This is a genomic window from Actinomadura verrucosospora, from assembly GCF_039540335.1.
Taxonomy (GTDB): domain Bacteria; phylum Actinomycetota; class Actinomycetes; order Streptosporangiales; family Streptosporangiaceae; genus Spirillospora; species Spirillospora verrucosospora.
This window is the reverse complement of the sequence record NZ_BAABEV010000061.1, coordinates 1-26,630: the sequence shown is the minus strand read 5'-3', so window position 1 is coordinate 26,630 and position 26,630 is coordinate 1. Positions and strand designations below refer to the sequence as shown.

At 72.5% G+C, this 26,630-nt stretch carries 27 protein-coding genes and 2 riboswitches; of the genes, 12 read left to right on the top strand and 15 right to left on the bottom strand.

The window, feature by feature from the left end; genetic code table 11:
- Positions 1 to 18: 18 nt before the first annotated feature.
- From ABD944_RS38640 to ABD944_RS38630, 3 genes are all read right to left on the bottom strand, one after another.
- Positions 19 to 306: an Lrp/AsnC family transcriptional regulator gene (locus ABD944_RS38640; protein WP_345186143.1), complete on the bottom strand. Its 288-nt coding sequence runs from the start codon at positions 304 to 306 to the stop codon at positions 19 to 21.
- A gap of 97 nt (positions 307 to 403) precedes the next feature.
- Positions 404 to 1,153, bottom strand: a complete 750-nt coding sequence (locus tag ABD944_RS38635) for a rhomboid family intramembrane serine protease (RefSeq protein WP_345186140.1) — start codon at positions 1,151 to 1,153, stop codon at positions 404 to 406.
- Between the two features lie 34 nt (positions 1,154 to 1,187).
- Positions 1,188 to 3,023, bottom strand: coding sequence for a DEDD exonuclease domain-containing protein (locus tag ABD944_RS38630; RefSeq protein ID WP_345186138.1), 1,836 nt, complete (start codon positions 3,021 to 3,023; stop codon positions 1,188 to 1,190).
- Positions 3,024 to 3,314: 291 nt separating this feature from the next.
- Here ABD944_RS38630 and ABD944_RS38625 point away from each other — a divergent pair, with 291 nt between their 5' ends.
- From ABD944_RS38625 to ABD944_RS38605, 5 genes are all read left to right on the top strand, one after another.
- Positions 3,315 to 4,592 (top strand): NYN domain-containing protein, encoded by a 1,278-nt coding sequence (locus tag ABD944_RS38625; RefSeq protein ID WP_345186136.1) that lies wholly within the window; start codon positions 3,315 to 3,317, stop codon positions 4,590 to 4,592.
- A 276-nt stretch (positions 4,593 to 4,868) separates the two neighbouring features.
- Positions 4,869 to 5,822 carry a C40 family peptidase gene (locus ABD944_RS38620; RefSeq protein WP_345186133.1) on the top strand — a complete coding sequence of 318 codons (954 nt, stop codon included), beginning with the start codon at positions 4,869 to 4,871 and terminating at the stop codon, positions 5,820 to 5,822.
- A gap of 495 nt (positions 5,823 to 6,317) precedes the next feature.
- Positions 6,318 to 6,516, top strand: a riboswitch (cyclic di-AMP (ydaO/yuaA leader).
- Positions 6,517 to 6,652: 136 nt separating this feature from the next.
- A riboswitch (cyclic di-AMP (ydaO/yuaA leader) is annotated at positions 6,653 to 6,808 on the top strand.
- A gap of 9 nt (positions 6,809 to 6,817) precedes the next feature.
- Positions 6,818 to 7,651 carry a CHAP domain-containing protein gene (locus tag ABD944_RS38615; RefSeq protein WP_345186131.1) on the top strand — a complete coding sequence of 278 codons (834 nt, stop codon included), beginning with the start codon at positions 6,818 to 6,820 and terminating at the stop codon, positions 7,649 to 7,651.
- Between the two features lie 39 nt (positions 7,652 to 7,690).
- Positions 7,691 to 8,956: a hypothetical protein gene (locus ABD944_RS38610; RefSeq protein WP_345186129.1), complete on the top strand. Its 1,266-nt coding sequence runs from the start codon at positions 7,691 to 7,693 to the stop codon at positions 8,954 to 8,956.
- The gene (locus ABD944_RS38605; RefSeq protein WP_345186127.1) at positions 8,953 to 10,359 is read left to right on the top strand and encodes a M48 family metallopeptidase; all 1,407 of its coding nucleotides are present in this window, start codon (positions 8,953 to 8,955) and stop codon (positions 10,357 to 10,359) included. The genes ABD944_RS38610 and ABD944_RS38605 overlap by 4 nt, the downstream gene beginning before the upstream one ends.
- A 7-nt stretch (positions 10,360 to 10,366) precedes the next feature.
- Here ABD944_RS38605 and ABD944_RS38600 read toward each other — a convergent pair whose 3' ends face one another.
- The 4 genes from ABD944_RS38600 to ctaC form a co-directional block, all read right to left on the bottom strand.
- Positions 10,367 to 11,647: a L,D-transpeptidase gene (locus ABD944_RS38600; RefSeq protein ID WP_345186124.1), complete on the bottom strand. Its 1,281-nt coding sequence runs from the start codon at positions 11,645 to 11,647 to the stop codon at positions 10,367 to 10,369.
- 140 nt (positions 11,648 to 11,787) lie between these two features.
- Positions 11,788 to 12,198, bottom strand: coding sequence for a cytochrome c oxidase subunit 4 (locus tag ABD944_RS38595; RefSeq protein WP_179833731.1), 411 nt, complete (start codon positions 12,196 to 12,198; stop codon positions 11,788 to 11,790).
- A gap of 3 nt (positions 12,199 to 12,201) precedes the next feature.
- The gene (gene ctaD, locus ABD944_RS38590; RefSeq protein WP_179842940.1) at positions 12,202 to 13,869 is read right to left on the bottom strand and encodes an aa3-type cytochrome oxidase subunit I; all 1,668 of its coding nucleotides are present in this window, start codon (positions 13,867 to 13,869) and stop codon (positions 12,202 to 12,204) included.
- Positions 13,866 to 14,657 carry an aa3-type cytochrome oxidase subunit II gene (gene ctaC / locus ABD944_RS38585; RefSeq protein ID WP_486303774.1) on the bottom strand — a complete coding sequence of 264 codons (792 nt, stop codon included), beginning with the start codon at positions 14,655 to 14,657 and terminating at the stop codon, positions 13,866 to 13,868. The genes ctaD and ctaC overlap by 4 nt, the downstream gene beginning before the upstream one ends.
- Positions 14,658 to 14,819: 162 nt before the next feature.
- Between ctaC and ABD944_RS38580 the strand changes: the two genes are divergently transcribed.
- A complete protein-coding gene (locus tag ABD944_RS38580) occupies positions 14,820 to 15,998 on the top strand; it encodes a cysteine desulfurase family protein (protein ID WP_345186119.1) in 1,179 nt (392 codons plus the stop codon).
- On the top strand, positions 15,995 to 16,303 hold the full coding sequence (locus tag ABD944_RS38575; protein WP_345186117.1) for a sulfurtransferase TusA family protein: 309 nt from the start codon (positions 15,995 to 15,997) through the stop codon (positions 16,301 to 16,303). Before ABD944_RS38580 ends, ABD944_RS38575 begins: the two co-directional genes overlap by 4 nt.
- Positions 16,304 to 16,382: 79 nt before the next feature.
- Here the strand turns inward: ABD944_RS38575 and ABD944_RS38570 are convergent, their stop codons facing one another.
- Positions 16,383 to 17,369, bottom strand: coding sequence for a carbohydrate kinase family protein (locus tag ABD944_RS38570; protein WP_345186179.1), 987 nt, complete (start codon positions 17,367 to 17,369; stop codon positions 16,383 to 16,385).
- Between the two features lie 204 nt (positions 17,370 to 17,573).
- Positions 17,574 to 17,936: a HesB/IscA family protein gene (locus ABD944_RS38565; protein WP_345186114.1), complete on the bottom strand. Its 363-nt coding sequence runs from the start codon at positions 17,934 to 17,936 to the stop codon at positions 17,574 to 17,576.
- 235 nt (positions 17,937 to 18,171) lie between these two features.
- Between ABD944_RS38565 and nadA the strand changes: the two genes are divergently transcribed.
- The gene (nadA, locus tag ABD944_RS38560; RefSeq protein ID WP_345186111.1) at positions 18,172 to 19,326 is read left to right on the top strand and encodes a quinolinate synthase NadA; all 1,155 of its coding nucleotides are present in this window, start codon (positions 18,172 to 18,174) and stop codon (positions 19,324 to 19,326) included.
- 27 nt (positions 19,327 to 19,353) lie between these two features.
- Here nadA and pspAB read toward each other — a convergent pair whose 3' ends face one another.
- The 4 genes from pspAB to ABD944_RS38540 form a co-directional block, all read right to left on the bottom strand.
- Positions 19,354 to 19,923, bottom strand: coding sequence for a PspA-associated protein PspAB (gene pspAB / locus ABD944_RS38555; protein ID WP_345186108.1), 570 nt, complete (start codon positions 19,921 to 19,923; stop codon positions 19,354 to 19,356).
- A 3-nt stretch (positions 19,924 to 19,926) separates the two neighbouring features.
- The gene (gene htpX / locus ABD944_RS38550; protein ID WP_345186106.1) at positions 19,927 to 20,844 is read right to left on the bottom strand and encodes a zinc metalloprotease HtpX; all 918 of its coding nucleotides are present in this window, start codon (positions 20,842 to 20,844) and stop codon (positions 19,927 to 19,929) included.
- Between the two features lie 136 nt (positions 20,845 to 20,980).
- The gene (gene pspAA / locus ABD944_RS38545; protein ID WP_345186102.1) at positions 20,981 to 21,259 is read right to left on the bottom strand and encodes a PspA-associated protein PspAA; all 279 of its coding nucleotides are present in this window, start codon (positions 21,257 to 21,259) and stop codon (positions 20,981 to 20,983) included.
- Positions 21,256 to 22,065, bottom strand: a complete 810-nt coding sequence (locus ABD944_RS38540) for a PspA/IM30 family protein (protein WP_345186099.1) — start codon at positions 22,063 to 22,065, stop codon at positions 21,256 to 21,258. Before ABD944_RS38540 ends, pspAA begins: the two co-directional genes overlap by 4 nt.
- A gap of 133 nt (positions 22,066 to 22,198) precedes the next feature.
- On the opposite strand from ABD944_RS38540, the gene ABD944_RS38535 reads away from it, so the two are divergent.
- Both ABD944_RS38535 and ABD944_RS38530 read left to right on the top strand, forming a co-directional pair.
- The gene (locus tag ABD944_RS38535; RefSeq protein WP_345186097.1) at positions 22,199 to 22,774 is read left to right on the top strand and encodes a DUF3043 domain-containing protein; all 576 of its coding nucleotides are present in this window, start codon (positions 22,199 to 22,201) and stop codon (positions 22,772 to 22,774) included.
- A 106-nt stretch (positions 22,775 to 22,880) separates the two neighbouring features.
- Positions 22,881 to 23,882 (top strand): aldo/keto reductase family protein, encoded by a 1,002-nt coding sequence (locus tag ABD944_RS38530; RefSeq protein ID WP_345186093.1) that lies wholly within the window; start codon positions 22,881 to 22,883, stop codon positions 23,880 to 23,882.
- Between the two features lie 65 nt (positions 23,883 to 23,947).
- Here ABD944_RS38530 and ABD944_RS38525 read toward each other — a convergent pair whose 3' ends face one another.
- Both ABD944_RS38525 and ABD944_RS38520 read right to left on the bottom strand, forming a co-directional pair.
- Positions 23,948 to 24,145: a hypothetical protein gene (locus tag ABD944_RS38525; protein WP_185023425.1), complete on the bottom strand. Its 198-nt coding sequence runs from the start codon at positions 24,143 to 24,145 to the stop codon at positions 23,948 to 23,950.
- 37 nt (positions 24,146 to 24,182) lie between these two features.
- A complete protein-coding gene (locus tag ABD944_RS38520) occupies positions 24,183 to 25,064 on the bottom strand; it encodes a DsbA family protein (RefSeq protein ID WP_345186090.1) in 882 nt (293 codons plus the stop codon).
- A 66-nt stretch (positions 25,065 to 25,130) separates the two neighbouring features.
- Between ABD944_RS38520 and ABD944_RS38515 the strand changes: the two genes are divergently transcribed.
- Both ABD944_RS38515 and ABD944_RS38510 read left to right on the top strand, forming a co-directional pair.
- Positions 25,131 to 26,075, top strand: coding sequence for a bifunctional adenosylcobinamide kinase/adenosylcobinamide-phosphate guanylyltransferase (locus tag ABD944_RS38515; RefSeq protein WP_345186088.1), 945 nt, complete (start codon positions 25,131 to 25,133; stop codon positions 26,073 to 26,075).
- Positions 26,076 to 26,091: 16 nt separating this feature from the next.
- Positions 26,092 to 26,630 (top strand): adenosylcobinamide-GDP ribazoletransferase (locus tag ABD944_RS38510; protein WP_345186086.1); only part of this gene is annotated, 539 nt, incomplete at its 3' end.

Sequence of the window (26,630 nt, the reverse complement as noted above, 5' to 3'; positions counted from 1 at the left end):
CGGGCGCGGCCCCCGGCCTCAGTCGGCGTCGGGCAGGCCGAGGGAGAAGGCCTGCTCCAGGTCGTGCTGGGAGTAGGTGCGGAACGCGATGTGGGTCTCGGTGCCGACGATGCCGGGGACCTTGTTGATGCGGCCGGGGATCACGTCGTTGAGCTCCTCGTGGCGGCGCACCCGGACCATCACCATGAGGTCGTGGTCGCCGGTGATGGAGTACACCTCGCTGACGCCGTCCAGCGCCGCGATCGTCTCGGCCACCTCGTGGATGCGCGCGACGTCGGCCTTGACGAACACGATCGCAGTGACCACTGCACCCCTCCCCACAGAAACGGACCCTCCGACCCTACCGGGGCCCTGCGCCGCGAGTGCGGGGGGACGCCCCAGGAGCGGGGGCCGTCGCGGGCGGTCAGCCGCCGCTCAGCGCGGCCAGGCGGTGGGCGGGGCCGGCACGGCGGGCCAGGAGCGCGAACACCACGCCCGCCACGAAGCCGTAGATGTGCGCGGTGTAGGCGACGTTGCTCTTCTCGTCGCCCAGGGACAGCCACTGCAGGACGAACCAGTAGCCGAGCACCACCCACACCGGCAGGCGGATGAAGATGACCGGCGGCACCCAGCTGACGACGCGGCCCCGCGGATTGAGGATCACGTAGGCGCCCATCACCCCGGCGATCGCGCCGGACGCGCCGATGAGCGGGACGGTGGAGTCGGGCGAGGTCCACGCGAACCCGTAGACGGCGACGAGCCCGAACACCAGGTAGGCGAGCAGGTAGCGCCATCGGCCGAGCCGGTCTTCCACGCCCATGCCGACGACGAACAGGAAGACCAGGTTGCCGAGCAGGTGCATGGCGCTGGAGTGCAGGAACATCGAGGTGAACGCCGCGGTCCAGGGCGCCTTGCGGAAGCTCGACGGCCCGCAGTCGTGCGCGACCTCGGTCGGCAGCGGCTGCTGGTCGCCGGTGGTCAGCTCCTTCGGCACGGCTCCGTACTCGTAGGTGAAGTGCGTCGCCTTGCACTCGCGGACCGAGCCCTTGCCGTACCAGGCGGCGAAGTTCGACATCGGGGTGATGAGGAAGACCACCACGTTGACGGCGATCAGCAGGTACGTCACCCAGGGGACGCGCCGCGCAGGCTGACTGTCGTAGAGAGGCAGTGCCATGCGGGGTCGTCCTCCGGTTGCCGGGTGTACACGGTCACCTTAGTGGTCGGCCGGGCCCGCGACGGGCACCGTCGGGCCGCTCGTAGCTCCGGTCGTAGGCCTTGTCGATCCACTCGCGCAGGCCCTCGGCGCCGTGCAGCGGGCACGTCCACGGGCCGTCGACCTCGACCAGGCGGACGCCGGGCAGATCGAGCCAGCGCAGGACGCACTCCATCTCCTCGGCGGTCGCGCCCTGCGAGGCGGGCGCGCCGAGCGCGACGCCGCCGGGCGCCTCTCCGGAGGGCGGGAACACCGTCTCGGCCGTCGCGATGAGCGCGTCGACGTAGGGCCGGGGCCGGGCGTTCGGCGGGACGGTCCCGGCGGCGGCGAGCCGGCCGTAGCGCACGACCGACAGCTCCCATCCGCCGTCGAAGGCGGGACGGGCGGCCACCAGCTGGGGCAGCCGGGCCAGCGCCGCCAGCCGCTGCCCGCGCGCGGCGGCCCGGACGAACGCCGCGAGCCGGTCGCGCTGGGCGGCGGCCTCCTCGTAGCGCAGCTCGGAGGCCAGCCGGTCGATGCGGACCTGCGCGGCGGCGACGACGGGCCGCACGTCGCCCTCCATGATGGAGCGGGCCGTCCCGGTGTGGACGGCGTAGGCGTCGGCGGACTCGCGGCCGTCGCAGGGCGCGCCGCAGCGGCCCAGCTCGGCGAGGGCGCACGAACGCGCCTTGCCGCTCTCCACCAGCCGGAGGGTCAGACGCTGGGTGCACTGCCGCAGCGGAACCGCCTCGTGCAGCGCGGCGCGGGCCTCCTCGGCCTGCCGCCGCGAGGAGATCGGCCCGAGGTAGCGGGCGCCGTCGGCCCGGCACTCCCGCACGATGGACAGCCGGGGGAACGGCTCCACGGTCAGCTTGAGCCAGATCGCCCGCTCGGGGAACTTGGAGCGGCGGTTGTAGCGCGGCTTGTGCTCGGCGATCAGCCGCAGCTCGCGGACCTCGGCCTCCAGCCCCGTGGCGCACACGATGGTGCGGACGTTCTCGGCGAGGCCGACCATCTCCCGGACGCGCCGGCGCGTCTCCGAGCCGGTGAAGTAGCTGCGCACGCGCGAGCGCAGGTCGCCGCTCTTGCCCACGTAGAGCACCTCGCCGGCGTGGTCCTCGAAGAGGTAGACGCCGGGGGTGGAGGGGACGTCGTCGGCGAGGTGCCGCTTGCGGCGCTGCTCGGGGGTGGGCGCCTTCGCGAAGCCGCGCATCTCCTCCAGCGAGGTGACGCCGAACGAGCCGAGCCGCTCGATGAGGCCGTGCAGCACCTCCACAGTGGCGCGGGCGTCGGCGAGGGCCCGGTGCGTCGGCTCGTTGGACGTCCGGAAGAAGCGGGCCAGCGTGGCGAGCTTGCAGTTGGGCACCTCGTCGCGGGACAGCACGCGCCGCGCCAGGTCGACGGTGTCGACGACGGCGAACGCGGGCCAGGCGTAGCCGTTCGCGGCGCACGCGGCCTTGAGGAAGCCGATGTCGAACGAGGCGTTGTGCGCGACGAGGACGCAGCCGCGCGCGAACTCCAGGAACGCCGGCAGCACCGACTCGATCCGCGGCGCGGCCGTCACCATCGCCGTGGTGATGCCGGTGAGCGCGGTGATGAACGGCGGGACGGGGCCGCCCGGGTCGACGAGCGTGCCGAGCTCGCCGAGCTCCTGACCGCCGCGCACCTTCACCGCGCCGATCTCGGTGATGGCCGAGTCGGCCGCCGAGCCGCCGGTGGTCTCCAGGTCGACCACCACGAAGGTGACGTCGCTGAGGGGGGTGCCGAGGTCGTCCAGGGTGCCCTGGACGCCGTGCCCCCGGGCCCCGTGCCCCTGGGCTCCGCGCCCTTGGACACCGTGCGCAGCCGTCATGAGCGCGACCGTAGAGGACCCCACCGACAGAACTTCGTGCCGCTAGGGTTGGGGGGCGCCGGGACGTCCCGCCGGGCGGGGGCCGCGAGGACGGGCGGGAGGCATCCCGCCGAGGGCCGGGCGCGATCCGTCCGATCGCACGTTCGCCCTGGTTAGGGCGTACCGCGCTCGGGAACACACAGCCCACCGGCGGCGCAGCCCGGAAGGAGCGGGATCATCGACAGCGGTCCCGAAGCGACCCCCGGCGACGGGGAGCCCGCGGAGAAGGCGTCCCGCCCGCTGCCCGAGGCGGTGCGGCAGGGCGTGGTGGAGGCCGCCGCCGACCTGATCGGGTCACTGCCCTCCGACGAGATCCCCGTGCCGCTGCGCCGGTTCGCGCGGTTCGAGCGCCGCAAGCGCGCCAGGCTCGCGGGCCAGCACATCGCGGCGGTGCTGGAGAAGGACGGGGAGTTCCGGAGCCGGGTCACCGCGCCGCTCCGGGAGGCGCAGGCCGACCTGGTGGAGGCGGTCGAGGGCGGGAACGTGCCGCCCGCGGCCGACCCGGTGCGCGTCGCCGTGCTGGCGTACCTGCTGCGCCCGGCGGGCTGGACAGAGCTGGTGGAGTCCGCGCGCGAGGAGCTGGCGCGTTCGGCGAGCGCGTCGGAGGAGCAGGAGGCCGAACGCCGCGTCGCCGCGCTGAAGGCGGAGCTCGCCGCGACCCGCGACGCCCGCGGCGCCGAGCTGGCCAAGCTGCGCGCCGAGCTGCGCGAGACCAAGGCCGAGGTCGCCGAGCTGCGCCGCAAGCTGCACGACGCGCGCACCCGGTTCCGGGCCGCGGAGGAGCGCGCACACGCGGTCGCGGAGGAGGCCGACCGCGAGCTCGCCGCCGCGCGCGAGTCGACCGCCGCGTCGGACAAGGAGCTGCGCAGGCTGCGCGCCCGGGCCGCGCGGGCGGAGGAGGCGGCCGAGACCGCCAAGCGGGCCGCGCGGGAGGGGCGCAACGTCGACGACGTGCGGCTGCGGATGCTGCTGGACGCGCTGGTGGACGCCGCGCAGGGCGTCCGCCGGGAGCTGGCCCTGCCCTCCACCATCGGCCGTCCCGCCGACGCGGTCGGCGGGCTGGAGCCCGACCGGCTGGCGCACCGCGCGCTGCCCGGCCGGGCCCTGTCCGACAGCGACCCGCAGCTGCTGGACCGGCTGCTGACGCTTCCGCAGGTGCACCTGGTGGTGGACGGCTACAACGTCACCAAGACCGGGTACGGGGAGCTGCCGCTGGCCGACCAGCGCAGCCGGCTGCTGTCGGGGCTCGGCGGGCTCGCCGCGCAGACGCGCGCCGAGGTGACGTGCGTGTTCGACGGGGCGGAACTGGACGCGCCGGTCGCCATCGCGGCGCCGCGCGGGGTACGGGTGCGGTTCAGCCACCCGGGCCAGACGGCGGACGAGCTGATCGGCGAGCTCGTGCGGGCCGAGCCGCCGGGCCGCTCGGTGGTCGTGGTGTCGTCCGACCGGGAGGTCGCCGACGCCGCCCGGCGCGCCAACGCGCGCCCCTGCCCGTCCTCCCTGCTGCTGCGCAGGCTGGGCCGCTCCTAAGACGCCCATAAGGCTCCGATAAGGCAGTCCTCGCGGTATGTGATCATGGCGTCACTAAAAGTGGATGATAATGAGAGATGTCAATCAAAGAGTGATGAATCGGTTGTGACGGCTGTTGCCCCTCGCTAATGTCGTCCGCTGACGTCGTGGACGAGAGGGGCGAAACCGACCGTGGCCAATGATCACATCGGGGCACCGGCGCAGCGGCCTGGCCGCGGGGCGGGCTCTGCGGGCACAGGCCTCCGCCGTCGCCTGGCGGCCGTCGCCGGACTGACCGTGGCGGTCTCCCTGACCTGCTCCCCGGTGGTGGCGCACGCCGAGCCCAAGCCGACCCGGGCGCAGGCCCAGAAGACGCTCGACAAGCTCAACGAGAAGATGGACCAGAAGGTCGAGCAGTTCAACCAGAACCGCGAGAAGCTCAAGGTCGCCAAGAAGAAGTTCGACGCCGCGACCAAGGCGAGCAAGCAGGAGCAGGCCGACTTCGAGGAGCAGCGGTCCAAGATCGCGCAGATGGCGGCCACCGCCTACAAGAACGGTGACTCGGCCGACGTCACCGGCTTCGTCGGCAGCAACGACCCGCAGTCGATCCTCGACCAGGCCGCCGTCTTCTCGCACCTGTCGCACGAGCGCAGCTCCCAGCTCACCCAGTTCCTCGCGACCGCCCAGCGGCTCCGCCGCGAGCAGTCCCAGGCGAAGGCCGCCTACGACGAGGTGAAGTCCAAGCAGGACGAGCTGAAGAAGCAGAAGCAGGACCTCGACAAGCAGGTGCAGAAGCAGAAGGCGCTCGTGCGCCGGCTCGGCGGCGGAAGCACGCCCTCCCGCCCGGGCGGCGGCGGCCCCACGGGCGGCACCTACAACGGCCCGGCGAGCGGCCCGGCCCGCACGGCGCTCAACTTCGCCTACGCGCAGCTCGGCAAGCCCTACTCCTACGGCGCCGAGGGCCCGGACTCCTACGACTGCTCCGGTCTGACCATGAAGGCCTGGGCCGCCGCGGGCGTCAGCATCACCCGCACCACCAACACCCAGTACGCCTACACCAGCTCCAAGCGGGTCGCCTGGAACAACATGCAGCCCGGTGATCTGGTGTTCTTCAGCAACCTCGGCCACGTCGGCCTCTACGTGGGCGGCGGCAAGATGATCCACGCCCCGCACACCGGCGACGTCGTCAAGATCAGCGACATCAGCTCCGGCTACTACAAGAGCAACTTCTACGGCGCCGGGCGCCCCTGACACACCCCCTGACCCCCTGCTCCACGGGCGTCACGGGACCTCCATCGACAACGGACCAGGCTTGACCTGGTCCGTTGTTGATTTTGGGGGGGTTTGCCTTCTTTTGGGGTTTTGGTACCTTTGCACCACTCACGGCGCCCTCCAGACGCCGTGGACCCGCGGCGCCCACCTGGCGCCCCGGCCCCACGCGGCGCATCCAGCACCCGCGTGACGGCGGCGCGAGCCACGCGCCGCTCCCCCCAGGCGGCACGCCCCACGTGCCGTCCCGCGGCGCCCGAAGGCGCCGCACGGTCTCGTCGCAGACCCGGCCGACCCCGTCCACCGTGCGCACGCCCGCAGCGTGCATGGCGCTGAGCGCGCAGCCGCGGTGGCGTACACGGGGCAGGCCCCGGACGGTCCCCGGAGACGGGCCGCCGTCCGTCCACAACACAAGGCGCCGCTCGTTCGCACGCGGGAGACAGGTCCCGCGCCGGGCCCCATCTCGCCCCCAGGATCGCAGCGGCAGCGCCGAATCCGCCTCAGCGCGGAACCGGGGACCCATCTGCGCCGGAGTCCGGAGGAACTCTCCGGACGGGCATTCCGGCACCCGGGGTGAATCGGCGCGTCTCTCCCGGCAGTCCGGTGAGAGCCGCCGTAGGGCCACTTCCACGCCCGAACCCGTCAGCTAACCCGGTAGGCGTCTGGAAGAGAAGGAGTGAATCCCGCAGCGTTACCTGGGGCGTGGCCGCCACGCGGCCACGCCCCCACCCCCTGCACTCCGCGGGCGTCCACGCCCGCCGAGATTCCCCATTCAGAACCGGTGTGCCCGCCCCCGGGCACGTCACCGCCGAGTCCGCGGACCGCCGTGCCCCGCATGCGCGTCCACCGTGGAACCGGGGACCCACTGCGTCCTTTTCGGGGTGAATCGGCCTGCCTTCGCGGGCCGTAGGGCGGCTTCCACGCCCGAACCCGTCAGCTAACCCGGTAGGCGGCATGGAAGTCGAGGAGATCCCCCCGTGCCACGCGCGCACTGCAAGAAGACCCACGGCAGGCACCGCAAGCCGAACCCCCTGTCCCTGACCTGGCGGACGACCGGCGGCGTGATCGTCGGCGCCGCCGTGCTCGGCACCGCCGCCGCCACCGCGCAGGCGTCGGTCCTGCCGTTCGGCTCCACCCCGGTGAGGGCCGCCGCCGCGGCCGACCTCGCCCCCGGCCTGACGGCGCACGGCGGCCCGCCCGGGCGCCGTGCCGAGGACGAGCGCAAGACGACCGGCTCGAAGGCTCCGGCGAAGAAGGACCAGCCCGAGCAGCCGAAGGCGGAGACCTCCGAGAAGGCCGCCCCGAAGACCGTCGCGAAGTCGCGCCCCACCGCCGCGCAGGCCATCGAGCTCGCCCGCTCGCAGGTCGGCGTCGAGGAGGACGGCGGCGGCGAGACCAAGTTCCAGGACTGGTACATGGCCACGTCCCGCGCGCGGGAGACCCTCGCGCGCGACGGCGGCTCCCTCAGCGGCTACGGCGACGCGAACTGGTGCGACATGTTCGTCTCCTGGGTGGGCGAGCAGATCGGCTTCAGCGACCAGGTCGGCAGCGACGCCTGGACGGTCGCCCACGCCCGCTGGTTCCAGGAGCACGGCCGCTGGGGCAACGAGCCGAGGCCCGGCGCGATCGTGTTCTTCTCGTGGGGCGGCAGTGAGTCCGTCGACGACATCGAGCACGTCGGCATGGTGGTCAAGAAGATCGACGATGGCACGATCGAGACCGTCGAGGGCAACACCGACAACGCCGTCCGGATAAAGGAACGTTCCACAGACGTCGTCGTCGGCTACGGCTACCCGGACTACCGGTCGTGACGGCGCCCCACGCCCCGCGCCCTGCATAGGATCGCGCCCATGGAGGAAGGCCCCGGGCAGGACGCCCCCGTCACGCGGCGCAGGGTCCTCGCCCTCGGCGCGGGCGGGGTCGCCGTCCTCCTCGCCGGAGGCGCCGGCCTGGCGGGCTCGCGCTCCGGCGGCCGGGCGGCGGGCGCCCGTGCTCCCGGCTCCCCGTCCGCCGGGACGTTCAATCCCTCCCTGGCCTCCGCCGTCCTCGCCAATCGCGCCGCGGCCGTCCGCCAAGGCGACCGCATGGCGTTCCTCGCCACGGTGGGCAACGCCCCCGCCGCCTTCCAGGACACCCAGTCCCGCATGTACGGGAACCTCCGGAAGCTTCCCCTGGAAGGCTGGCGGGAGCGCGTCGTCCGCGTCGAGACCGTGGACGGCGAGACCGCCGTCGTCCGCGTCGAGGCGCGCTACAGGCTGCGCGGCTTCGACCGGAGCGACGTGGCCCGCACCCGCTACCTCACGCTGGCCCCGCGGGGCGGTGCGTGGACGATCGTCGGCGACGGGACGTCCCGCGGCCTCGCCGACGACACCGACATCTGGGACTGCGGCCCCCTGACGGTGGTCAGGGGCCGCACGAGCCTGGTCGTCGGCGACGGCGCCGGCCTCGACGGCATCGCCCGGCGGCTGGACGCGGCCGTCCCGGTCGTGACGTCCGTGGTCGGCACGGGGTGGGCGCGGCGGGTCGTCGCGCTCGTCCCCGCCGACGCGACCGTCGCCTCCGCGCTCGCCGGCCCCGGGCAGAGCCTCGGCCAGATCGCCGCGCTCGCCGCCGTCGCCCCGGCCGCCGGGGGCGGTCGCGGCGAGGACCGCGTCATCGTCTCCCCCGGCACCTTCGGCCGCCTCAACGAGCTGGGCCGCGACGTCGTCCTCGCCCACGAACTGACCCACGTCGCCACCGGCGGCGCCCGCGACGGGCGCACCCCGCTGTGGCTGATCGAGGGCTTCGCGGACTACGTCGGCTACCGGCGCGTCAAGATCAGCACCCGGTCGGCGGCGGGCGAGCTGCGCCGCGAGGTCTCCGCCGGGCGCGCGCCCTCCGCGCTGCCCTCCGCCGACGCGTTCGCCGGCGGCTCCCCCCGCCTCAGCCAGGCCTACCAGGAGGCCTGGCTCGCCTGCCGGATGGTCGCCGACCGGTACGGTGAAGCGGCGCTGGTGCGGCTCTACCGGGCCGCCGGGCGCGCCCCGGAGGCCGCGGCGCTGCGCGACGTGCTCGGCCTGACGCGGGAGCGCTTCACCGCACTGTGGCGCGACTACGTGAAGGAGGAGCTCGCATGAGCGAGGCGGAGACCGACGAGGACCGCGCCGGGAACTCCGCCGCCGGAACCCCCGGCGCCGCCCCCGCGCGCCGGCCCCGGATCGCCGCCGCCGTCACCGCCGCCGTGCTCTTCGCCGGGGTCGCGACCGTGCTCGCGAGGACCACGCCGTGGAACCCGCTCCCCGGGCACGTCCCCGGCGGGCGGGTGGAACCCGATCCCGCGCTGGACTTCACCCCCGCCGAGATCGCCCGCTCCCGGGCGTTCGACTCGGCCGTCAACCCGCCCGCCTACACCGGGCTCCTCGTCGGCCTCGCCCTGATCCTGGTGCTGGGCCTCACGCCGCTGGGCGCCCGGTTCATCGGCTGGGCCACCGCGAGAACCCGCCGCCGGCCGCTTCGGATCATCCTCGGAACCATGGCCCTGACCACGCTGCTGCGCGTCGCCGGGCTCCCGTTCCACATCTGGAGCGAGTCCGTGCTGCGCCGATACGGGCTGTCCACGCAGAGCTGGCCCGCATGGCTCGTCGACCAGGCGAAGTCCCTCGCCGTCACGTGGGTCATCTACACGATCGCCCTGCTGCTCCTCTACGCCCTCATCCGCCGCTTCCCGCGCCACTGGTGGGCCGGCGCCGCCGCGGGCGGGTTCGTCCTCGTCGTCTTCGCCTCGTTCGTCTACCCGCTCGCCGTGGAGCCCGTGTTCAACAAGTTCCACTCGCTGCCGGCGGGGCGGTTGCGCACCGACCTGCTGGCGATGGCCGAGCGGGACGGCGTGCCCGTCGAGGACGTCCTCGTCGCGGACGCCTCCCGCCGGACGACGTCCCTGAACGCCTACGTGTCCGGGTTCGGCTCCACGCGCCGCATCGTCCTCTACGACACGCTGCTGAAGTCGCCGCCCGCCCAGGTCGAGTCCATCGTCGGGCACGAGCTCGGCCACGCCAAGCGCGACGACGTGCTGTGGGGCACGCTCGTCGGCGCGCTCGGGGTGGCGGGGGCCATGTGCCTGCTGTACCTGCTGATGACGTCCCCGCGCCTGCTGCGGCGCGCCGGGCTCGATCCCGGCGGGCCCGGCGCCGGCGGGACCGGGCCGGACGCGCGCCGCGGCGGTGCGGCGGCCGACCCGAGGTCCATCGCGCTCCTCCTCGCGCTCGTGACCGCCGGGACGACGCTCGCCGCCCCTGTCCAGAACCTCGTGAGCCGCCGCATCGAGGCCCGCGCCGACGCGCACGCGCTGGACCTCACCCGCGACCCCTCGACCTTCGTGTCGATGCAGCACGCGCTGTCCGTCCGCAACATCTCCGACCTGGACCCCGACGCCGCGGAGTACCTGCTGTGGCTCACGCACCCCTCGGCCCCCGACCGGATCGCCATGGCCCGCGATTGGGCGCGCCTGCACCGCGTCCAGGTCCCGCCGCCGCTCCGCTAGCCGCGGCTCAGTTGCCCTCGGCCCGCTGCTTCTCGGGCGCCTTGGGCCGGGCGCCCTGCTGCGCCGACAGGGTCGCGGCGTCCACGTGCGCGGCCGTCGTGACCGACCGCTTCAGCGCGCTGCCCTTCACCCAGTCCTGCCACTTCACCTGCCAGTACCCCCAGCCGTTCTCCGGCTCCAGCTGCCGGTCGCTGCCGGTCACCGTGATGGGGTCGCCGCGCTGGGAGAGGTTGTAGAACCACTTGGCGTTGGACGGGCTGACGTTGATGCAGCCGTGGCTGACGTTCTCGCTCCCCTGCGATCCCACCGACCACGGCGCGCTGTGCACGTACTCGCCGCTGTCGGAGATGCGCACCGACTTGTAGACGGTGAGGCTGTAGTACCCGGCGCAGCCGGGGCCGCAGCCGTCCCACTCCGACGTCATGATGGTCGGGTCCTCCTTGCCCATGGCGAGGTGGACCCCGTTGGTGGTGGTGTACTTGCGCTCTCCGCCCTTCCCCATGCTCGTCGGGATGGTGCGGGCCTTCTTGCCGTTGATCCGGACGACCATCTTGTGGCTGTCCTCGCCGGCGGTGGAGACGTGCGAGTCGCCGACCTTGAAGTCGACGCCGTAGTCCTTCCCGCCGTACACGCCCTGCCCGGTGCGCACGCCGCTCAGGTGCGCCCGGAACGACACCTTCGTGTGGGCCGGCCAGTAGCTCTTCGTCCGGAACACCGCCTCCTGGCTGCCGAACCAGCTCCAGCCGCCCTCGACGGTCCTGTCGGCGGTGACCTCCAGCGCCCGCTCGACCGCCGCCCGGTCCTTCACCGGACGGGCGAAGTGCATGATGATCGGGATGCCGACGCCGACGGTCTCCCTGTTGAACGGCGCCTCGATCGTGACGTCGTTGGTCTTCTTCACCACGGCCGTGGAGAAGCCGCTGCGGACCGTGCGGGTCCTGCCGTCCCGGCCGAGGGCGGTGGCGTCGACCGTGTACGCCGTGCCCGGCTTCAGCGTCCACCGGGACCGCCACCGCGTCCTGTCGGCGCTCAGGTCCCCCTCGACCACGCCGTCCTTCGTCGCCACCGTCACGTTCTCGATCGTGCCCTGCCGCGCCTCCACGGCGATGGGGCTGTCCGGCCGCAGCTTCCCGCCGCCTCCGGCCGGCGACACCGCGAGCTTCACCTCGTCCTTGCCGGCCGGCCCGACGCTTCCCGAACACGCCGCGGCACCCCCGCCGACGAGCACGCCGCCGACGACGAGCACGGCCGTGTACCGCCCCCGGTCTCCCGGCCTTGAGCCACTCACCCGCATGTGGACCCCCCGGTCGTTCCACTGGGCGATCTGTCGTTTTCCAGCCCGGTCGCTGGAAAGGCGCCCAGTATGTTCGAAAGGGCCGGTACCCGCTAAAAAGCGGACACCGGCCCCCGATGGGGTTCTTTTACTGATCAGTGGGCGAAATGACCCCGGTAGTACTCGAACACCAGACCGACGGACGTGAGGATCGCCGCGGCGGCGCCGAGGATCACCAGCCACCAGCCGAACACGACGCCGAGCGCCACGGCCGTGGCCGAGAGCGCCACGAACAGCGGCCACCAGCTGTGCGGGCTGAAGAAGCCCAGCTCGCCGGCCGCGTCCGCGATCTCGCCCTCCGGGTCGTCCTCGTACAGCGGGCCCGCGTTCGCGCGCTCGAGGCGCCGGACCGTGAAGTGGATGTAGAACCCGATGAGCCCGGCGAGGCCGACCGCGAGCGCGAGCGCCGTCGTGCCCGTCCAGTCGTTGGACCAGAGCCAGTAGACGACGTCGGTGGCGAGGAAGAAGACCGCGCACCCGTAGAACATGAACGCCTGGACGCGCATCGGCTACTCCCCCTTCGCCCCGGCCAGCTCGCCCTTGGCACCCACGTGCGGGTGGTGCAGGTCGAACGCCGGCCGCTCGGAACGGATCTTCGGGATCGAGTTGAAGTTGTGCCGCGGCGGCGGGCAGGAGGTCGCCCACTCCAGCGAGTTGGAGTAGCCCCACGGGTCGTCGACCTCGACGCGCGTGCCCCGCTTCCACGTGATGTAGAGGTTGTAGAAGAACGGCAGCATCGAGGCACCGAGGATGAACGAGAAGATGCTGGAGATCTCGTTCAGCCCGTGGAACTCGCTCGGGTAGTCCGCGTACCGGCGCGGCATGCCCGCGGCGCCCAGCCAGTGCTGGAGCAGGAACGTGCCGTGGAAGCCGATGAACAGCAGCCAGAAGTGAATCTTGCCGAGGGTGTCGTTCAGCATCTTGCCGGTGAACTTCGGCCACCAGAAGTAGAAGCCGGCGAACATCGCGAACACCACGGTGCCGAACACGACGTAGTGGAAGTGCGCCACGACGAAGTAGGAGTCCGACAGCTGGAAGTCCATCGGCGGCGACGCCAGGATGACGCCGGTGAGCCCGCCGAACAGGAACGTCACGAGGAAGCCCAGCGACCACAGCATCGGCGACTCGAACGTCAACTGCCCTCGCCAGATGGTCCCCACCCAGTTGAAGAACTTCACCCCCGTGGGAACGGCGATGAGGAACGTCATGAAGGAGAAGAACGGCAGCAGCACCTGGCCGGTGACGAACATGTGGTGCGCCCACACGGTGATGGACAGGCCCGCGATGGTGATGGTCGCGAAGACCAGGCCGATGTAGCCGAAGACGGGCTTGCGGCTGAACACCGGGAGGATCTCGGTCACGATGCCGAAGAACGGCAAGGCGATGATGTAGACCTCCGGATGCCCGAAGAACCAGAACAGGTGCTGCCACAGCAGCGCCCCGCCGTGCGCGGCGTCGAAGATGTGCGCGCCGAGCTTGCGGTCGGCCTCCAGCGCCAGCAGCGCGGCGGCGAGGACCGGGAACGCCAGCAGGACCAGGATCGAGGTGAGCAGCGCGTTCCAGGTGAAGATCGGCATCCGGAACATCGTCATGCCCGGCGCCCGCATGCACAGGATCGTGGTGATGAAGTTGACCGCGCCCATGATGGTGCCGAAGCCCGACATCGCCAGGCCCATCACCCACATGTCGCCGCCGACGCCCGGCGAGCGGACCGCGTCCGACAGCGGGGCGTAGGCGAACCAGCCGAAGCTGGCCGCGCCGCCCGGGGTCAGGAAGCCCGCGATGACGATCAGGCTGCCGAACAGGAACAGCCAGTACGCCAGCATGTTCAGCCGGGGGAACGCCACGTCGGGGGCGCCGATCTGCAGCGGCATGATGACGTTGGTGAAGCCCGCGAACAGCGGCGTCGCGAACATCAGCAGCATGATCGTGCCGTGCATGGTGAACAGCTGGTTGTACTGCTCGTTGCTGACGAACTGCAGCCCCGGCTCGAACAGCTCCATCCGGATCAGCAGCGCGAGCACGCCGCCGAACAGGAACATCACGAACGAGGTGATCAGGTAGAGGTAGCCGATCACCTTGTGGTCGGTGGACGACATCCAGGAGGCGATGATGCGCCCCTTGCTCGTCCGCGGCGCGGCGATCGGCGCGCTCGGTGCGTGACTCGTGGCGGTCACTTGGCACCTCCCGCGGCCAGTGCTTGCTTCGAATCGGCGATGAACTTCTGGTACTGCTCGGGCGTCACGACCTTGAGCTGGAACAGCATCCGGCTGTGGTCGACGCCGCAGAGCTCGGCGCAGCGGCCCTCATAGGTGCCGAGCTTGTTCGCCGTGAACTCGAACTCGTTGGTGTAGCCCGGCATGACGTCCTTCTTGTAGATCAGTGCCGGCACCCAGAACGAGTGGATGACGTCGTTGGCGTGCAGCCGCACCCGCACCGTCTTGCCCGAGGGGATCGTCATCACCGGCTTGGCGGGAGCGGGCCCGTTCGGGGCGACGGGCTGGCCGACGACGGAGGCGACCGTCCTCTCCTTGCCCGCGGCGTCCTTCTCCTTGTAGTCGAACTGCCAGCTCCACTGGAAGCCGATCACGTCGACGACCACCGCGGGGTCCTTGGTGGTCTTCTCGACGAAGTTCTCGTCCCTCGCGGTGAAGTAGAACAGGACCGCGATGATGACGAACGGGACCGCCGTGTAGAGGATCTCGATCGGCATGTTGTAGCGGACCTGCGGCGGCAGATCGTTGGAGCGCTTGCGGTGGAACAGCACCGCCCAGATGATCAGGCCCCAGACCACGGCCCCGACCGCGAACGCCGCGATCCAGGAGCCCTGCCAGAGCTTCAGCATGCGCTCGCCCTGGACGCTGATCGGCTCGGGCATGCCCAGGCGGCTACCGCTGCACGCGGTCGCGGAGAGCGCCAGCAGCCCTAGCGCGCCGGCGCTTTTCAATGCGCGGCGACTGCGCACAGGCGTACGCCGCTCCCTAGAGCGGGTCGGACTCACGGAATGCCTTCCCCACGGATGAAGCCCGGTCGGCCGGGCGGAGAGATCAGTGATTACACGTGTGGTGGACACCCTAGCGCGAGGGTCGCGCGAACCCCCGATCGGGTGCCCGGTTAGTGTTCTCACGTGGCAGGACCGAGCGATCCAGGCGGCTACTTCGACGCCGCGTCAACCGAGCCGCCGCATCCGGCGGCGCGCGCCGCGCTGATCGAGGCGCTGGACGCGGCCTGGGCCGATCCCGCACGGCTGTACGGGGCGGCCCGCGGCACCCGGATGCTGCTCGACCGGGCACGCGCGCGTGTCGCCGGCGTCCTGGGCGCCCGTGCCGACGAGGTGTCGTTCACGTCGTCGGGCACCCAGGCGGTGCACCTGGCGGTCCTCGGGGGGCTCCAGGCGCGCCGGCGCACCGGGCGGCACCTGGTGGCGAGCGCCGTCGAGCACTCCAGCGTCCTGCACGCCGCCGAGCTGCACGAGCGCGACGGCGGCGAGGTCACCCTCGTCGGCGTCGACCGCACCGGCCGCGTCGACGCCGCGGAGTTCGCGGCGGCGCTGCGCCCCGACACCGCGCTGGCCTGCCTGCAGTCGGCCAACCACGAGGTCGGCACCCTCCAGCCCGTCGAGGAGGTCGGGCGGGCCTGCCGCGCGGCCGGCGTGCCGCTGTTCGTCGACGCGGCGCAGTCCCTCGGGCGGGCCGACGTCCCCGGCGGGTGGTCGCTCCTCGCCGGAAGCGCCCACAAGTGGGGCGGGCCCGCCGGCGTCGGCGTGCTCGCCGTCCGCAAGGGCACCCGGTGGCGCTCGCCGCTGCCGGACGACGAGCGCGAGGCGCGCCGGGTCCCCGGGTTCGAGAACGTCCCCGCGATCGCGGCGGCCGCGGCCGCGCTGACGGCCTACCGCGCCGACATGGCGGCCGACGCTCCGCGCGTCTCCGCTCTGGTGGACCGCATCCGGACGGAGGTGCCGCGGAGCGTCCCCGACGTCGAGGTGATCGGCGACCCGGTCCGCCGGCTCCCCCACCTGGTGACGTTCTCCTGCCTGTACGTGGAGGGGGAGGCGCTGCTGACCGAACTCGACCGGCTGGGTTTCGCCGTTTCCTCCGGCAGCTCCTGCACTGCGGATACGCTGCGTCCGAGCCATGTGCTGGAGGCGATGGGGGTGATTACGCATGGGAACGTGCGGGTATCGCTGCCGCGAGGCGTCGGGTCGGAGGACGTCGGCCGCTTCCTCACCGTGCTTCCCGACGCCGTCGCCCGCCTCCGCCGGGCGACGATGAACACCTTCGAGACAGGGAGGCGGTCGCGCCCATGAGGTTCCGAGGCCGCGCCAGGACCGTCACACCGCCCGCCGACGCGCCGCCGCCCCCCGCGGAGCCGGAGGGGCCGCCGCCCGTGCTCGTCATCGACGCGCTCGGCCGCAAGTGCCCCATCCCGATCATCATGCTGGCCGAGCGGATCCGGGAGGTCCCGGTCGGGCAGGTCGTCGCCGTCCTCGCCGACGACGCCGCCGCCCGCACCGACATCCCCGCCTGGTGCCGCATGAAGTCCCAGGACTTCGTCCGCGAGGAGACCCTCCGGCAGGGCGGCTGGGGCTTCCACATCCGCCGCACCTACTAGGCGCGCGCAAGGCCGAGGACACGCGGAAGGCCGCGCCGGAGCGGCGCGGCCTTCCGATGTGCCCGTGTCAGGGGCGCGGCTACGGGGTCGGGCAGACGACGTGCGGCTCGATGTCGGCCGCGGCGTCGGCGCCGTAGGCGGCCGCGAAGCGGTCGAGGAACGCCCGGCGCCCGAGGGTGTACTCCTGCGGGCCGGCGGCTTCGAGGGCGTGCGCGGCGATGGCGTTGCCGACCTGGGCGGCGCGTTCGAGCGGCAGGTCCCAGGCGGTCGCCGAGAGGAAGCCGGCGCGGAACGCGTCGCCGACGCCGGTCGGGTCGACGACGGAGTCGACCTGGACGCAGGGGACGTGGACGCCCTCCTCGCCCTCGCGGTCGATGACGACGCCCTTGGCGCCGAGGGTGGTGACGCGGACGCCGACGCGGGAGAGGATCTCCTCCCCCGACCAGCCCGTCTTCTCCTCCGCCAGGGCCTTCTCGTACTCGTTGCTGAACAGGTAGGCGGCGCCGTCGATGAGGCGGCGGACGTCGGCGCCGTCCATCCGGGCGAGCTGCTGGGAGGGGTCGGCGGCGAACGGGATGCCGCGGTCGCGGCACTCGTCGGTGTGCCGCAGCATCGCCTCCGGGTCGTTCGGGCTCACCACGACGAGGTCGAGGCCGCCGACGCGGTCGGCCACGGGCCGCAGCTCGATGGAGCGGGCCTCGCTCATCGCGCCGGCGTAGAACGTGGCGATCTGGTTCTGGTCCTGGTCGGTGGTGCACAGGAACCGCGCCGTGTGGTGGATCTCGGACACGTGCACCGAGGCGGTGTCGACCGTGTGCCGTTCGAGCCAGGAGCGGTAGTCGGCGAAGTCGTCACCGACGGAGCCGACGAGGATGGACTCCTTGCCGAGACTGCCCATGCCGAAGCAGATGTTGGCGGCGATGCCGCCGCGGCGGATCTCCAGCTCGTCCACCAGGAAGGACAGCGAGACCCGGTGGAGCTGGTCGGGCAGGAGCTGGTCGGTGAACCTTCCGGGGAAGGTCATCAGATGGTCGGTCGCAATGGAACCGGTCACGGCGATGCGCACGGCGTCGCTCTCCTCGTCGTGGTCGTCCGGCTGTTTCACCGGCTGTTCGAACCCGTCAGGCTACCCACCATCGCACCACACATCACCGCCGCACGACAGTTCGCCGCGGGACGCCCGCAGGGCAGCATCGAGGGGCGGCCCCGACCACGGGTCCGGACCGCCCCTCCTGTGCTCGACGCTCGACCGCCGCGCGCTCGGCGCGCGTCAGTTGAAGGAGTCGCCGCAGGCGCAGGAACCCGACGCGTTCGGGTTGTCGATCGTGAAGCCCTGCTTCTCGATCGAGTCGACGAAGTCGATCGTGGCGCCCGTGAGGTAGGGCGCGCTCATCCGGTCGACGCGCACCGACAGGCCGCCGAAGTCCTGGATCTGGTCGCCGTCCATCTCGCGCTCGTCGAAGAAGAGCTGGTAGATCAGACCGGAGCAGCCGCCCGGCTGCACGGCGACACGCAGCGCAAGGTCATCGCGGCCCTCCTGCTCAAGCAGGCCCCTGGCCTTCTCGGCGGCGGCGTCGGTGAGGACGACGCCCTGCTGCGTGGTCTCCTGCGTGGTCTCGCCTGAAACCGTCATGTGTTCAGCTCCCGGGTCTCGCTGCGCCGCGCTAGCGGCGGACTGTCGCTTGTCCTCGAAGACGTCTGTGCCTCTTCCCGTAGGACAACGTACCTCGCCACATGGCCATTCCGCTTCTCGGCCGTCTTTAACGCCCCGGACGGGTGCGGTCTACGTCACACCGCCAACCCCCCGCCGCGTATGCCATCATTAGTCGTCAAAGCGACGATAAGTCCCGTCGCGAAGGGAGACCGCCGTGACCACCCCAGTGCGCGACCTACCGCTGCTGCTGCTCGGCAGCGGCGCCGACCCCGCGAGCGAACGCGGCGTGGACTGCCCCGGCGAGCTGCCGGCGGCGTCCGACCCCGCCCTCGTCGAGCGGGCCCGCGCCGCCAAGGCGGCGCTCGGCGACCGCGTGTTCGTGCTCGGACACCACTACCAGCGCGACGAGGTCATCCAGTTCGCGGACGTGACCGGCGACTCGTTCAAGCTGGCCCAGCGGGCCGCGGCCCGCCCCGAGGCGCCCTACATCGTGTTCTGCGGCGTCCACTTCATGGCCGAGTCGGCCGACATCCTGACCGCCGCCCACCAGCGGGTGATCCTGCCCGACCTCGGCGCGGGCTGCTCGATGGCCGACATGGCGACCTTCGACCAGGTCGAGGAGTGCTGGGAGGTCCTGGAGGACGCCGGGATCGCCGACGACGTCGTCCCCGTGACCTACATGAACTCCTCCGCCGACATCAAGGGGTTCGTCGGGCGGCACGGCGGGGTGGTGTGCACCTCGTCCAACGCCAAGCGCGCCCTCGACTGGGCCTACGGCAAGGGCAAGAAGGTCCTGTTCCTGCCCGACCAGCACCTCGGCCGCAACACCGCCGTCCTGGAGATGGGCTTCTCCCTGGACGACTGCGTCGTCTACAGCCCGCACCGCCGCGAGGGCGGCCTCACGCACCGGCGGCTGCGGGACGCCAGGATGATCCTGTGGAGGGGCCACTGCTCGGTGCACGGCCGGTTCACCAAGGAGTCGGTGGACGACGTCCGCGCGCGGGTGCCGGGGGTCAACGTCCTCGTCCACCCCGAGTGCCGGCACGAGGTCGTCACGGCCGCCGACCAGATCGGCTCGACCGAGTACATCATCAAGGCGATCGAGGCCGCCGAGCCCGGCTCGTCCTGGGCCGTGGGGACGGAGCTGAACCTCGTGCGGAGGCTGGCGAACGCCCACCCGGACAAGAACGTGATGTTCCTCGACAAGACCGTCTGCTACTGCTCGACGATGAACCGGATCGACCTGCCGCACCTGGTCCTGTCGCTGGAGTCGCTGGTCGCGGGGAAGGTCGAGAACGTCATCGAGGTGGACGAGGAGACCGCGCACCACGCCCGCGCCGCCCTCGACCAGATGCTCGCCCTGCCCTGACCGGGCGCGGCCGGCCGCCGGACGGGATCACAGGCCGGGGGCGCCCCAGACGGGGAACCACCGGCCGAGGTCCTGCTCGAACCGCAGGTCCGCGCCGATCGCGCCGCGCACCTGGAGTTCGAGCGCGTTGTCGCGCTTGTCTCCGGGGAGCGGCGCGAAAGGGTAGAACGTCCCGCGCTTGTAGAGGTAGACGAGCGCGAGGCGGCGGCCGTCGGGGCCCTTGAAGCCGACCAGGGAGCACAGCAGGTGCGGGCCGAACCCGCCCGCCTCCAGCGTCGCGTTCACCGCGTGCAGGTCCGTGACGAGATCGGGCAGCTGGTCGGGGCGCTGCTCGGCGAGCAGCCACGTGTAGCCGTAGCCGTCGGTGCTGATCTGGACCTTGGGGCCCTCGTCGGCGTCCAGCAGCTCCTGGACGTCGGCCTGGAGGCGCGCGAACGCGCCGCCCTCGGCCGCGCGGAAGCACACCGATCCGAGCCCGGTCGGGGTGAAGCCCGTCGCCGCCTCCAGGGTGACGGCCGCGGTCGACAGCCCGAAGATCTGGTCGAGGTCGGGTTTGGCCGGCTTGGACCGGCCGAGCAGGGTGTCCAGGAACCCCACGGATCACACTCCCCTGCTGAGCTGCTCGGAGATCTTCGACAGCTGCGCGAGCCGCCGGTCCAGCGACGGGTGGGTGGAGAACAGCGCGGAGACGCTGACCCCCCTGCCGAGCGCCGGGGTGAAGAAGAAGGCGTTGAACGCCTGCGAGGAGCGCAGGTCGCTGGTCGGGATCCGCGCGATCTCGCCGCTGACCTTCGTCAGCGCGCTGGCCAGGGCGGAGGGGCGCCCGGTCAGCAGCGCGGCGGCGCGGTCGGCCGACAGCTCGCGGTAGCGCGACAGGGCCCGGGTGAGCAGGAAGCTGACCGCGTAGGCGAGCGCGCTGGCCGCGACGACCGCCAGCAGGATCAGCCCGGTGTTCTGGTCGTTGCTGCGGCGCCCGAACCCGCCCCACAGCCCCCACTGGAGCCCGAACCGGGTGATCAGGCCGGCGAGGATGCCGAGGAACGAGGCGATCGTCATGACCGCGACGTCCTTGTGCGCGACGTGCGCCATCTCGTGCGCGAGAACGCCCTCCAGCTCGACCGGGTCGAGCCGGCGCAGCAGGCCGGTGGTCACGCAGACCACGGCCTTCTTCTGGTTGCGGCCGGTGGCGAACGCGTTCGGCACGTCGGTGTCGGCGATCGCGACCCGCGGCTTCGGGGCGTCCGACATCGCGCAGATGCGGTCGATCACGCCGTGCAGCTCGGGCGCCTCCTGGGGGGAGACCACCCGGCCGTGCATGGCGAACAGCGTCATGCGGTCGGAGAAGAAGTACTGGGCGAGGAGGAACAGCACCGCGACGACCAGCGCGACGCCGGCCCAGTTCGGCACGAAGACGAAAAATGCCCCCACGAAGACGACGTACACCAGCCCCAGCAGGAACATCGTCACGAGCATCCGCGATGTCAGCCCCCGGTCGGAGGCGTAACGCGTTCTGGCCATCCGGCCACCCCCAGTCCTTACTGCTCTTCACTTGGACGAACGTCCAAGGCGCGGGTTTTGTGCCCGGATGTCCATAACGCGGCCCGGGCCCGCGCGGCCGGGGTCGTCCCGGAGGACGGCCCGAGCCCGCAGCCGGTCAGTCCGGGATGAGCCCCTCGTCGCCCAGCATGGAGCGCACCTCGTCGATGTGCGCGTCCGCCGGGGGCAGGATCAGCTCGGACGGCTCCAGGCTGTCGGGCGGAAGCGGCCTGCCCACCTTGCGGACGTTGTCCAGCAGGGCGTGCAGGGCGGCGCGGAACGCGGTCTCGTCGCCCGACTCGATCGCCGCCTCCAGCTCGGCGTCGAGGGAGTTGAGCGAGGACAGGTCGCCCTCGGCCACGTCGAGCTGGCCCTCGCCCATCAGACGAACGATCACTGGGCACCCCCGGGGTTCTGCGGCCACGGGGCCTGCTGGGGGGTGTCCTGCTGCTGGTGCTGCGGCTGGGCGGTCGGCGAGCCCTGGTTCAGCTCCTTGGGCGCGGGGCCCTGGCCGAGTTCGGCCTTGAGGCGCTCCAGCTCCAGGTCGACGCCGGGGCCGGAGCCCATCCGGTCGAGCTCGGCCTGGATGTCGTCCTTGGGACCGGAGAAGTCCTCCAGGGCGCCGGAGGCCAGCAGCTCGTCGATCGCGCCGGCGCGGGCCTTCATCGTGTCGGTCTTCTCCTCGGCGCGCTGGATCGCCAGGCCGACGTCGCCCATCTCCTCGGAGATGCCGGAGAACGCCTCGTTGATCTTGGTCTGCGCCTCGGCGGCCGTGTAGGTCGCCTTGATCGTCTCCTTGCGGGTGCGGAAGGAGTCGACCTTGGCCTGCAGCCGCTGGGAGGCGAGCGTGAGCTTCTCCTCCTCGCCCTGCAGCTGCTGGTACTGCCCGCGCAGGTCGTTGAGCTGGCTCTCCAGGCCGGAGCGGCGGGTCAGCGCCTCGCGGGCGAGGTCCTCGCGGCCCACCTGCAGCGCCTTCTTGCCCTGGTCGGTCAGCTTGCTCTGCTGCTGCTCGAGCTGGTTGATCTGCAGTTCGAGACGCTTGCGCGAGGTGGCGACGTCGGCGACCCCGCGACGGACCTTCTGCAGCATCTCCAGCTGGCGCTGGTAGGAGTAATCGAGGGTCTCCCGAGGGTCTTCCATCCGGTCCAAAGCCTTGTTCGCCTTGGACTTGAAGATCATCGACATTCGCTTCATCACGCTCATCGCGCGGCGCCGGTCCCTTCGTGCTGTCGCCTCAGTCGTGAACTGGGCTCAATGACCACTGCTGGGGTTCTTATCACCCTACGCGTTAACGCGCGAGGCAGCCACGATGTTCGCAGCCGGTAGGCTGATCCCTGTGTTCAAGCGTCGTACCCCGGAGGCCCCGCCGGATCCTCCTCAGGTAGTAAAGCCCGGCGGCAAGGGCCGTCCCACGCCCAAGCGCAGCGAGGCCGAGAAGCGCCGCCGGCAGCCGATCACGGCTCCGGCGACCCGCAAGGAGGCCTACAAGAAGGTGCGGGAGCGGCAGGCCGTCGACCGCGCCAAGGCGCGCGAGGGCATGGCCAAGGGCGACGAGAAGCACCTGCTCAAGCGCGACCGGGGCCCCGTGCGCCGGCTGGCCCGCGACTACGTCGACTCGCGCCGCACGGTCGGCTCCTACCTGATGTACGCGATGTTCGCGATCGTGCTGCTCAGCCTGCTGCCGATCCCGGCGGCCCGGCTGCTGGTCCTGTTCGCGCCGCCGCTGCTGCTCGTGGTGGTGTTCGCGGAGGGCCTCCTGCTGAGCCGCGGCATCAAGCGGCTCGCCGCCGAGCGCTACCCCGGCGAGGACGCCAAGGGCGTCGGCATGTACGCCGCGATGCGCGCGATGCAGATCCGCCGGCTGCGGATCCCGAACCCGCGGGTGCGCCTCGGCGAGAAGGACAAGGTCTGAGCGCGGGTACGGGCGAGGCCGGGGCCTGAGGGCCGGCTCCGGGACCGCGCCCGGCGGAGGCGTCCGCCACGCGCCGCACGCGCGGGGCGGGGCTAGGGTCGGGGCCATGGAGTTCCGAAACCTGGGCCGGAGCGGTCTGAAGATCAGCGAGATCGCGTACGGCAACTGGCTCACCCACGGCTCTCAGGTCGAGGAGGACGCGGCGCGCGCCTGCGTGCGGGCCGCCCTCGACGAGGGCGTGACCACGTTCGACACCGCCGACGTCTACGCCGGCACGCGCGCCGAGGAGGTGCTCGGGCGGGCGCTGAAGGGGCAGCGCCGCGAGGGGCTGGAGATCTTCACCAAGGTCTACTGGCCGACGGGTCCCGGGGTGAACGACCGTGGCCTCTCCCGCAAGCACGTCTTCGAGTCGATCCACGGCTCCCTGCGCCGCCTCGGGACCGACTACGTGGACCTGTACCAGGCCCACCGGTTCGACTACGAGACCCCGCTGGAGGAGACCCTCCGGGCCTTCGACGACCTCGTCCGGCAGGGCAAGGTCCTCTATGTCGGGGTGTCGGAGTGGCGGGCCGAGGAGATCGAGCGCGCCCTGAAGATCGCCGACGAGATGGGCTTCGACCGGATCGTCTCCAGCCAGCCGCAGTACTCGATGCTGTGGCGGGTCATCGAGGAGGAGGTCGTCCCGCTCTGCGAGCGCGAGGGCGTCGGCCAGATCGTCTGGTCGCCGATCGCGCAGGGCGTCCTGACCGGCAAGTACAAGCCGGGGCAGCCCCTTCCGGAGGGGTCGCGCGCCACCGACGACAAGGGCGGCGCCGACATGATCAAGCGCTACCTGGACGACGACCTGCTGACCCGCGTGCAGAACCTGCGGCCGGTCGCGGACGACCTCGGCCTGTCGATGGCGCAGCTCGCGATCGCCTGGACCCTGCAGAACCCGAACGTCTCGGCGGCGATCGTGGGCGCGTCCCGCCCCGAGCAGGTCGCCGAGAACGTGCGGGCGGCCGGGGTGAAGCTGGACGCCGACGTGATGAAGCGGATCGACGAGATCCTCGGCGACACCGTCATCCGCGACCCGGCCAAGACCGTCAGCCCGCGCAGGCGCCCCTGAGCCCGGCGGGCATCACCGGGGGCCGCGGAGCGCGACGCTTCGCGGCCCTCTCCCTTCCCGGCCGGTCACTCCGGGTCGTGCAGGCTCATCCCGTACACGATCGTGTCGCCGTCCAGGAGGGTCACCTTGTCGACCTCCTCGGTGCGCAGCCCCCGCCAGTTCTCCCCCAGCCAGCTCTCCGCGTCCGCCTGGGTGGAGAAGGTCTCCTCCGACATGCCGATCGTCCGCCCGTCGGCCTTCTCCAGCCGCCAGCTCCACGCCATCGCCCTCGACCTCCCTCGTCGCGGTGAGACTAGCCGGTCAGGCGGCGGCCTCAATGGCGCGGCGCAGCGCGTCCGGGCTCTCGGTGTCGGACTGGGCGAGCGTCCGCCCGTTGACCCGCACGCTGGGCGTCCCCTGGATACCGGACGATATGTAGCCCTGGCTGACGGTCTTCACGCCGGCGGCGTGGCGCTGGTTCTTCACGCACGACGTGAAGTCGTCGCCGGTGAGCCCCAGCGGCTCCGCGTAGGAGAGCAGGTCCTGGGTCAGGTAGCCGGTGGCGTTCTCGTTCTCGGGCTGATGGGCGTAGAGGGCGTCCTGGTAGGACAGCCAGTGGGCGCCGTCGGTGACGCAGCGCAGCGCCGCCGCGGCCCGCAGCGAGTTGTCGTGGGCCGGCTGCGTGCCCGCACCGAAGATCAGCATCGGATGGAAGACGACCTTGGCGCGGCCCTCGACGGCCAGCTGCTTGAGCATCGGGTCGTGCCGGCGGTCGAAGGCGCCGCAGGGCGGGCAGGCGAAGTCCTCGTAGATGTCGACGACCGGGGCCGTGACGCCCGGGCGGGCCATGGTGAGGCTCCCGTCCGCGAGGGGCGTGGCCTCGGCGCCGCCGGCGATCTTGCCGACCCTCAGCCGCTCCCCGCCGCCGTCGCCTCCCCCGTCGTCGCCGCCCCGGACGAGGAAGACGAAGACGGCGGCCACCGCGAGCACCAGGACGAGCCCGGCCCCGACCAGCGCGATCACCAGGCCGCCGCCGCGGCGTCCCGGCGGGGGCGCTCCGGGCATGCCGGGCGGGCCCGGCGGCCATCCCGGCGCGCGGCCCGGCCCGGGGCCGCCGGGCGGGAAGGGCGGCGGGCCGTAGGGCGGCTGCTGCCCGCCCTGACCCGGTCGCGGGGGCCAGGGCGCGTTCGGGGGGTTGCCCACCGGGACTCCTCCAGAGGGGGCGTCGTGATCCTTACGGCCGAGGGTAACCGTAGAGTTCGCGGCGGGATGAACATCGAACTTCGCGGCGTCGCCGCCGCACAGGGCTGGCCGGCGCCGGGGTGCCGGTGCGCGTCGTGCGGCCGGCTGCGCGCGGCGGGCGTCCGGCACGAGCCGTTCGCCGCCGCGGTCGACGGCGTCGCGCTGGAGGACCTGCCGCGGACGGACGTGCCCGGCGGGTACGAGGTCCGCGCGCCCGGCGGAGGGCGCGCGCTGGTGGCCGCGGGTCCGGGGGCCAGGCCGGAGCCGTCCGCGGGCGCCGTGTACGACGCCGTGCTGCTGGACATGGCCGGATCGCCGGACCATCTGGGATACCTGCGCCACACGGGGGCCGTGACGCCGGAGACGCGGGTCGTCGCCGTCCACGTCGACCACCGCCTGTCCTCGCCGTCCGAGCTGGAGCGGCGCATGGCCTTCTGGAACCGCTCGGAGCACGGCCCGTTCCGGACGCTGCTCCTCGGCGGAAGCCGGTCGGGCAAGTCCACCGAGGCGGAGGCGCGCCTGGCCGGGTGCTCGGACGTCCTCTACGTCGCGACCGGCCCCGTCCGCGGCGACGACCCCGAGTGGGCCGAGCGCGTCGCCGCGCACCGGCTGCGCCGCCCGGCGTGGTGGCGCACCGTGGAGACGACCGAGCTCGCCGGCGTGCTCGCGTCGGCGACCGGCCCGGTGCTGGTGGACGGCATCGGCACCTGGCTCGCGGCCGCCATGTCCGAGACGGACGCCTGGGAGGAGCCGGCGCGGGTGGGGCCGCTCGTGGACGGCCTCGTCGCGGCCTGGCGGGGCACGGCGGCGCGGGTCGTCGCGGTGAGCGACGAGGTCGGCCTGTCGCTGGTGCCGACGACGGCGTCCGGGCGCGCGTTCCGGGACGTGCTCGGCCGGGCCAACCAGCGGCTCGCGGCCGAGTCCGAGGAGGCGGCGCTGGTCGTCGCGGGCCGCGTCATGGAGCTCCGGTGACCGTCCCGGACCCCGGATGACCGCCGGCCTGCGGCTGGCGGTGACGCTGCTCACCGTCGTCCCGCTGGGCACGGGCCGGGTCGACCGCGACGCCGCGCGCTCGGCGATGCTGCTCGCCCCCGCCGCCGGGCTGATCCCGGGCGGGGCCGCCGCGCTGGTCCTGCTCGCGGGCGGCCCGCTCGGCCTCTCCGGCCTGCTCGCCGCGGCGCTCGCGGTGGCCGCGTCCGCGGCGGTCACCCGCGCCCTGCATCTGGACGGCCTCGCCGACCTCGCCGACGGCCTCGGCAGCGGGCGTCCCGCCGCCGAGGCGCTGGCGATCATGAAGCGGTCCGACATCGGCCCGTTCGGCGTCGTCACCCTGCTGCTGACGCTGATGGTCCAGGTGGCCGCCCTGGCGTCGGCGCCGCACCCCGCCTTCGCCGCGCTCGTCGCCTCGGTCACCGGACGGCTGGCGCTCCCGTGGGCGTGCCGCACGGGCGTGCCGCCGGCGCGGGCCGGCGGCCTCGGGGCCCTGGTGGCGGGCACCGTGCCGGCACGCGCGGCGCTCGCCGCCAC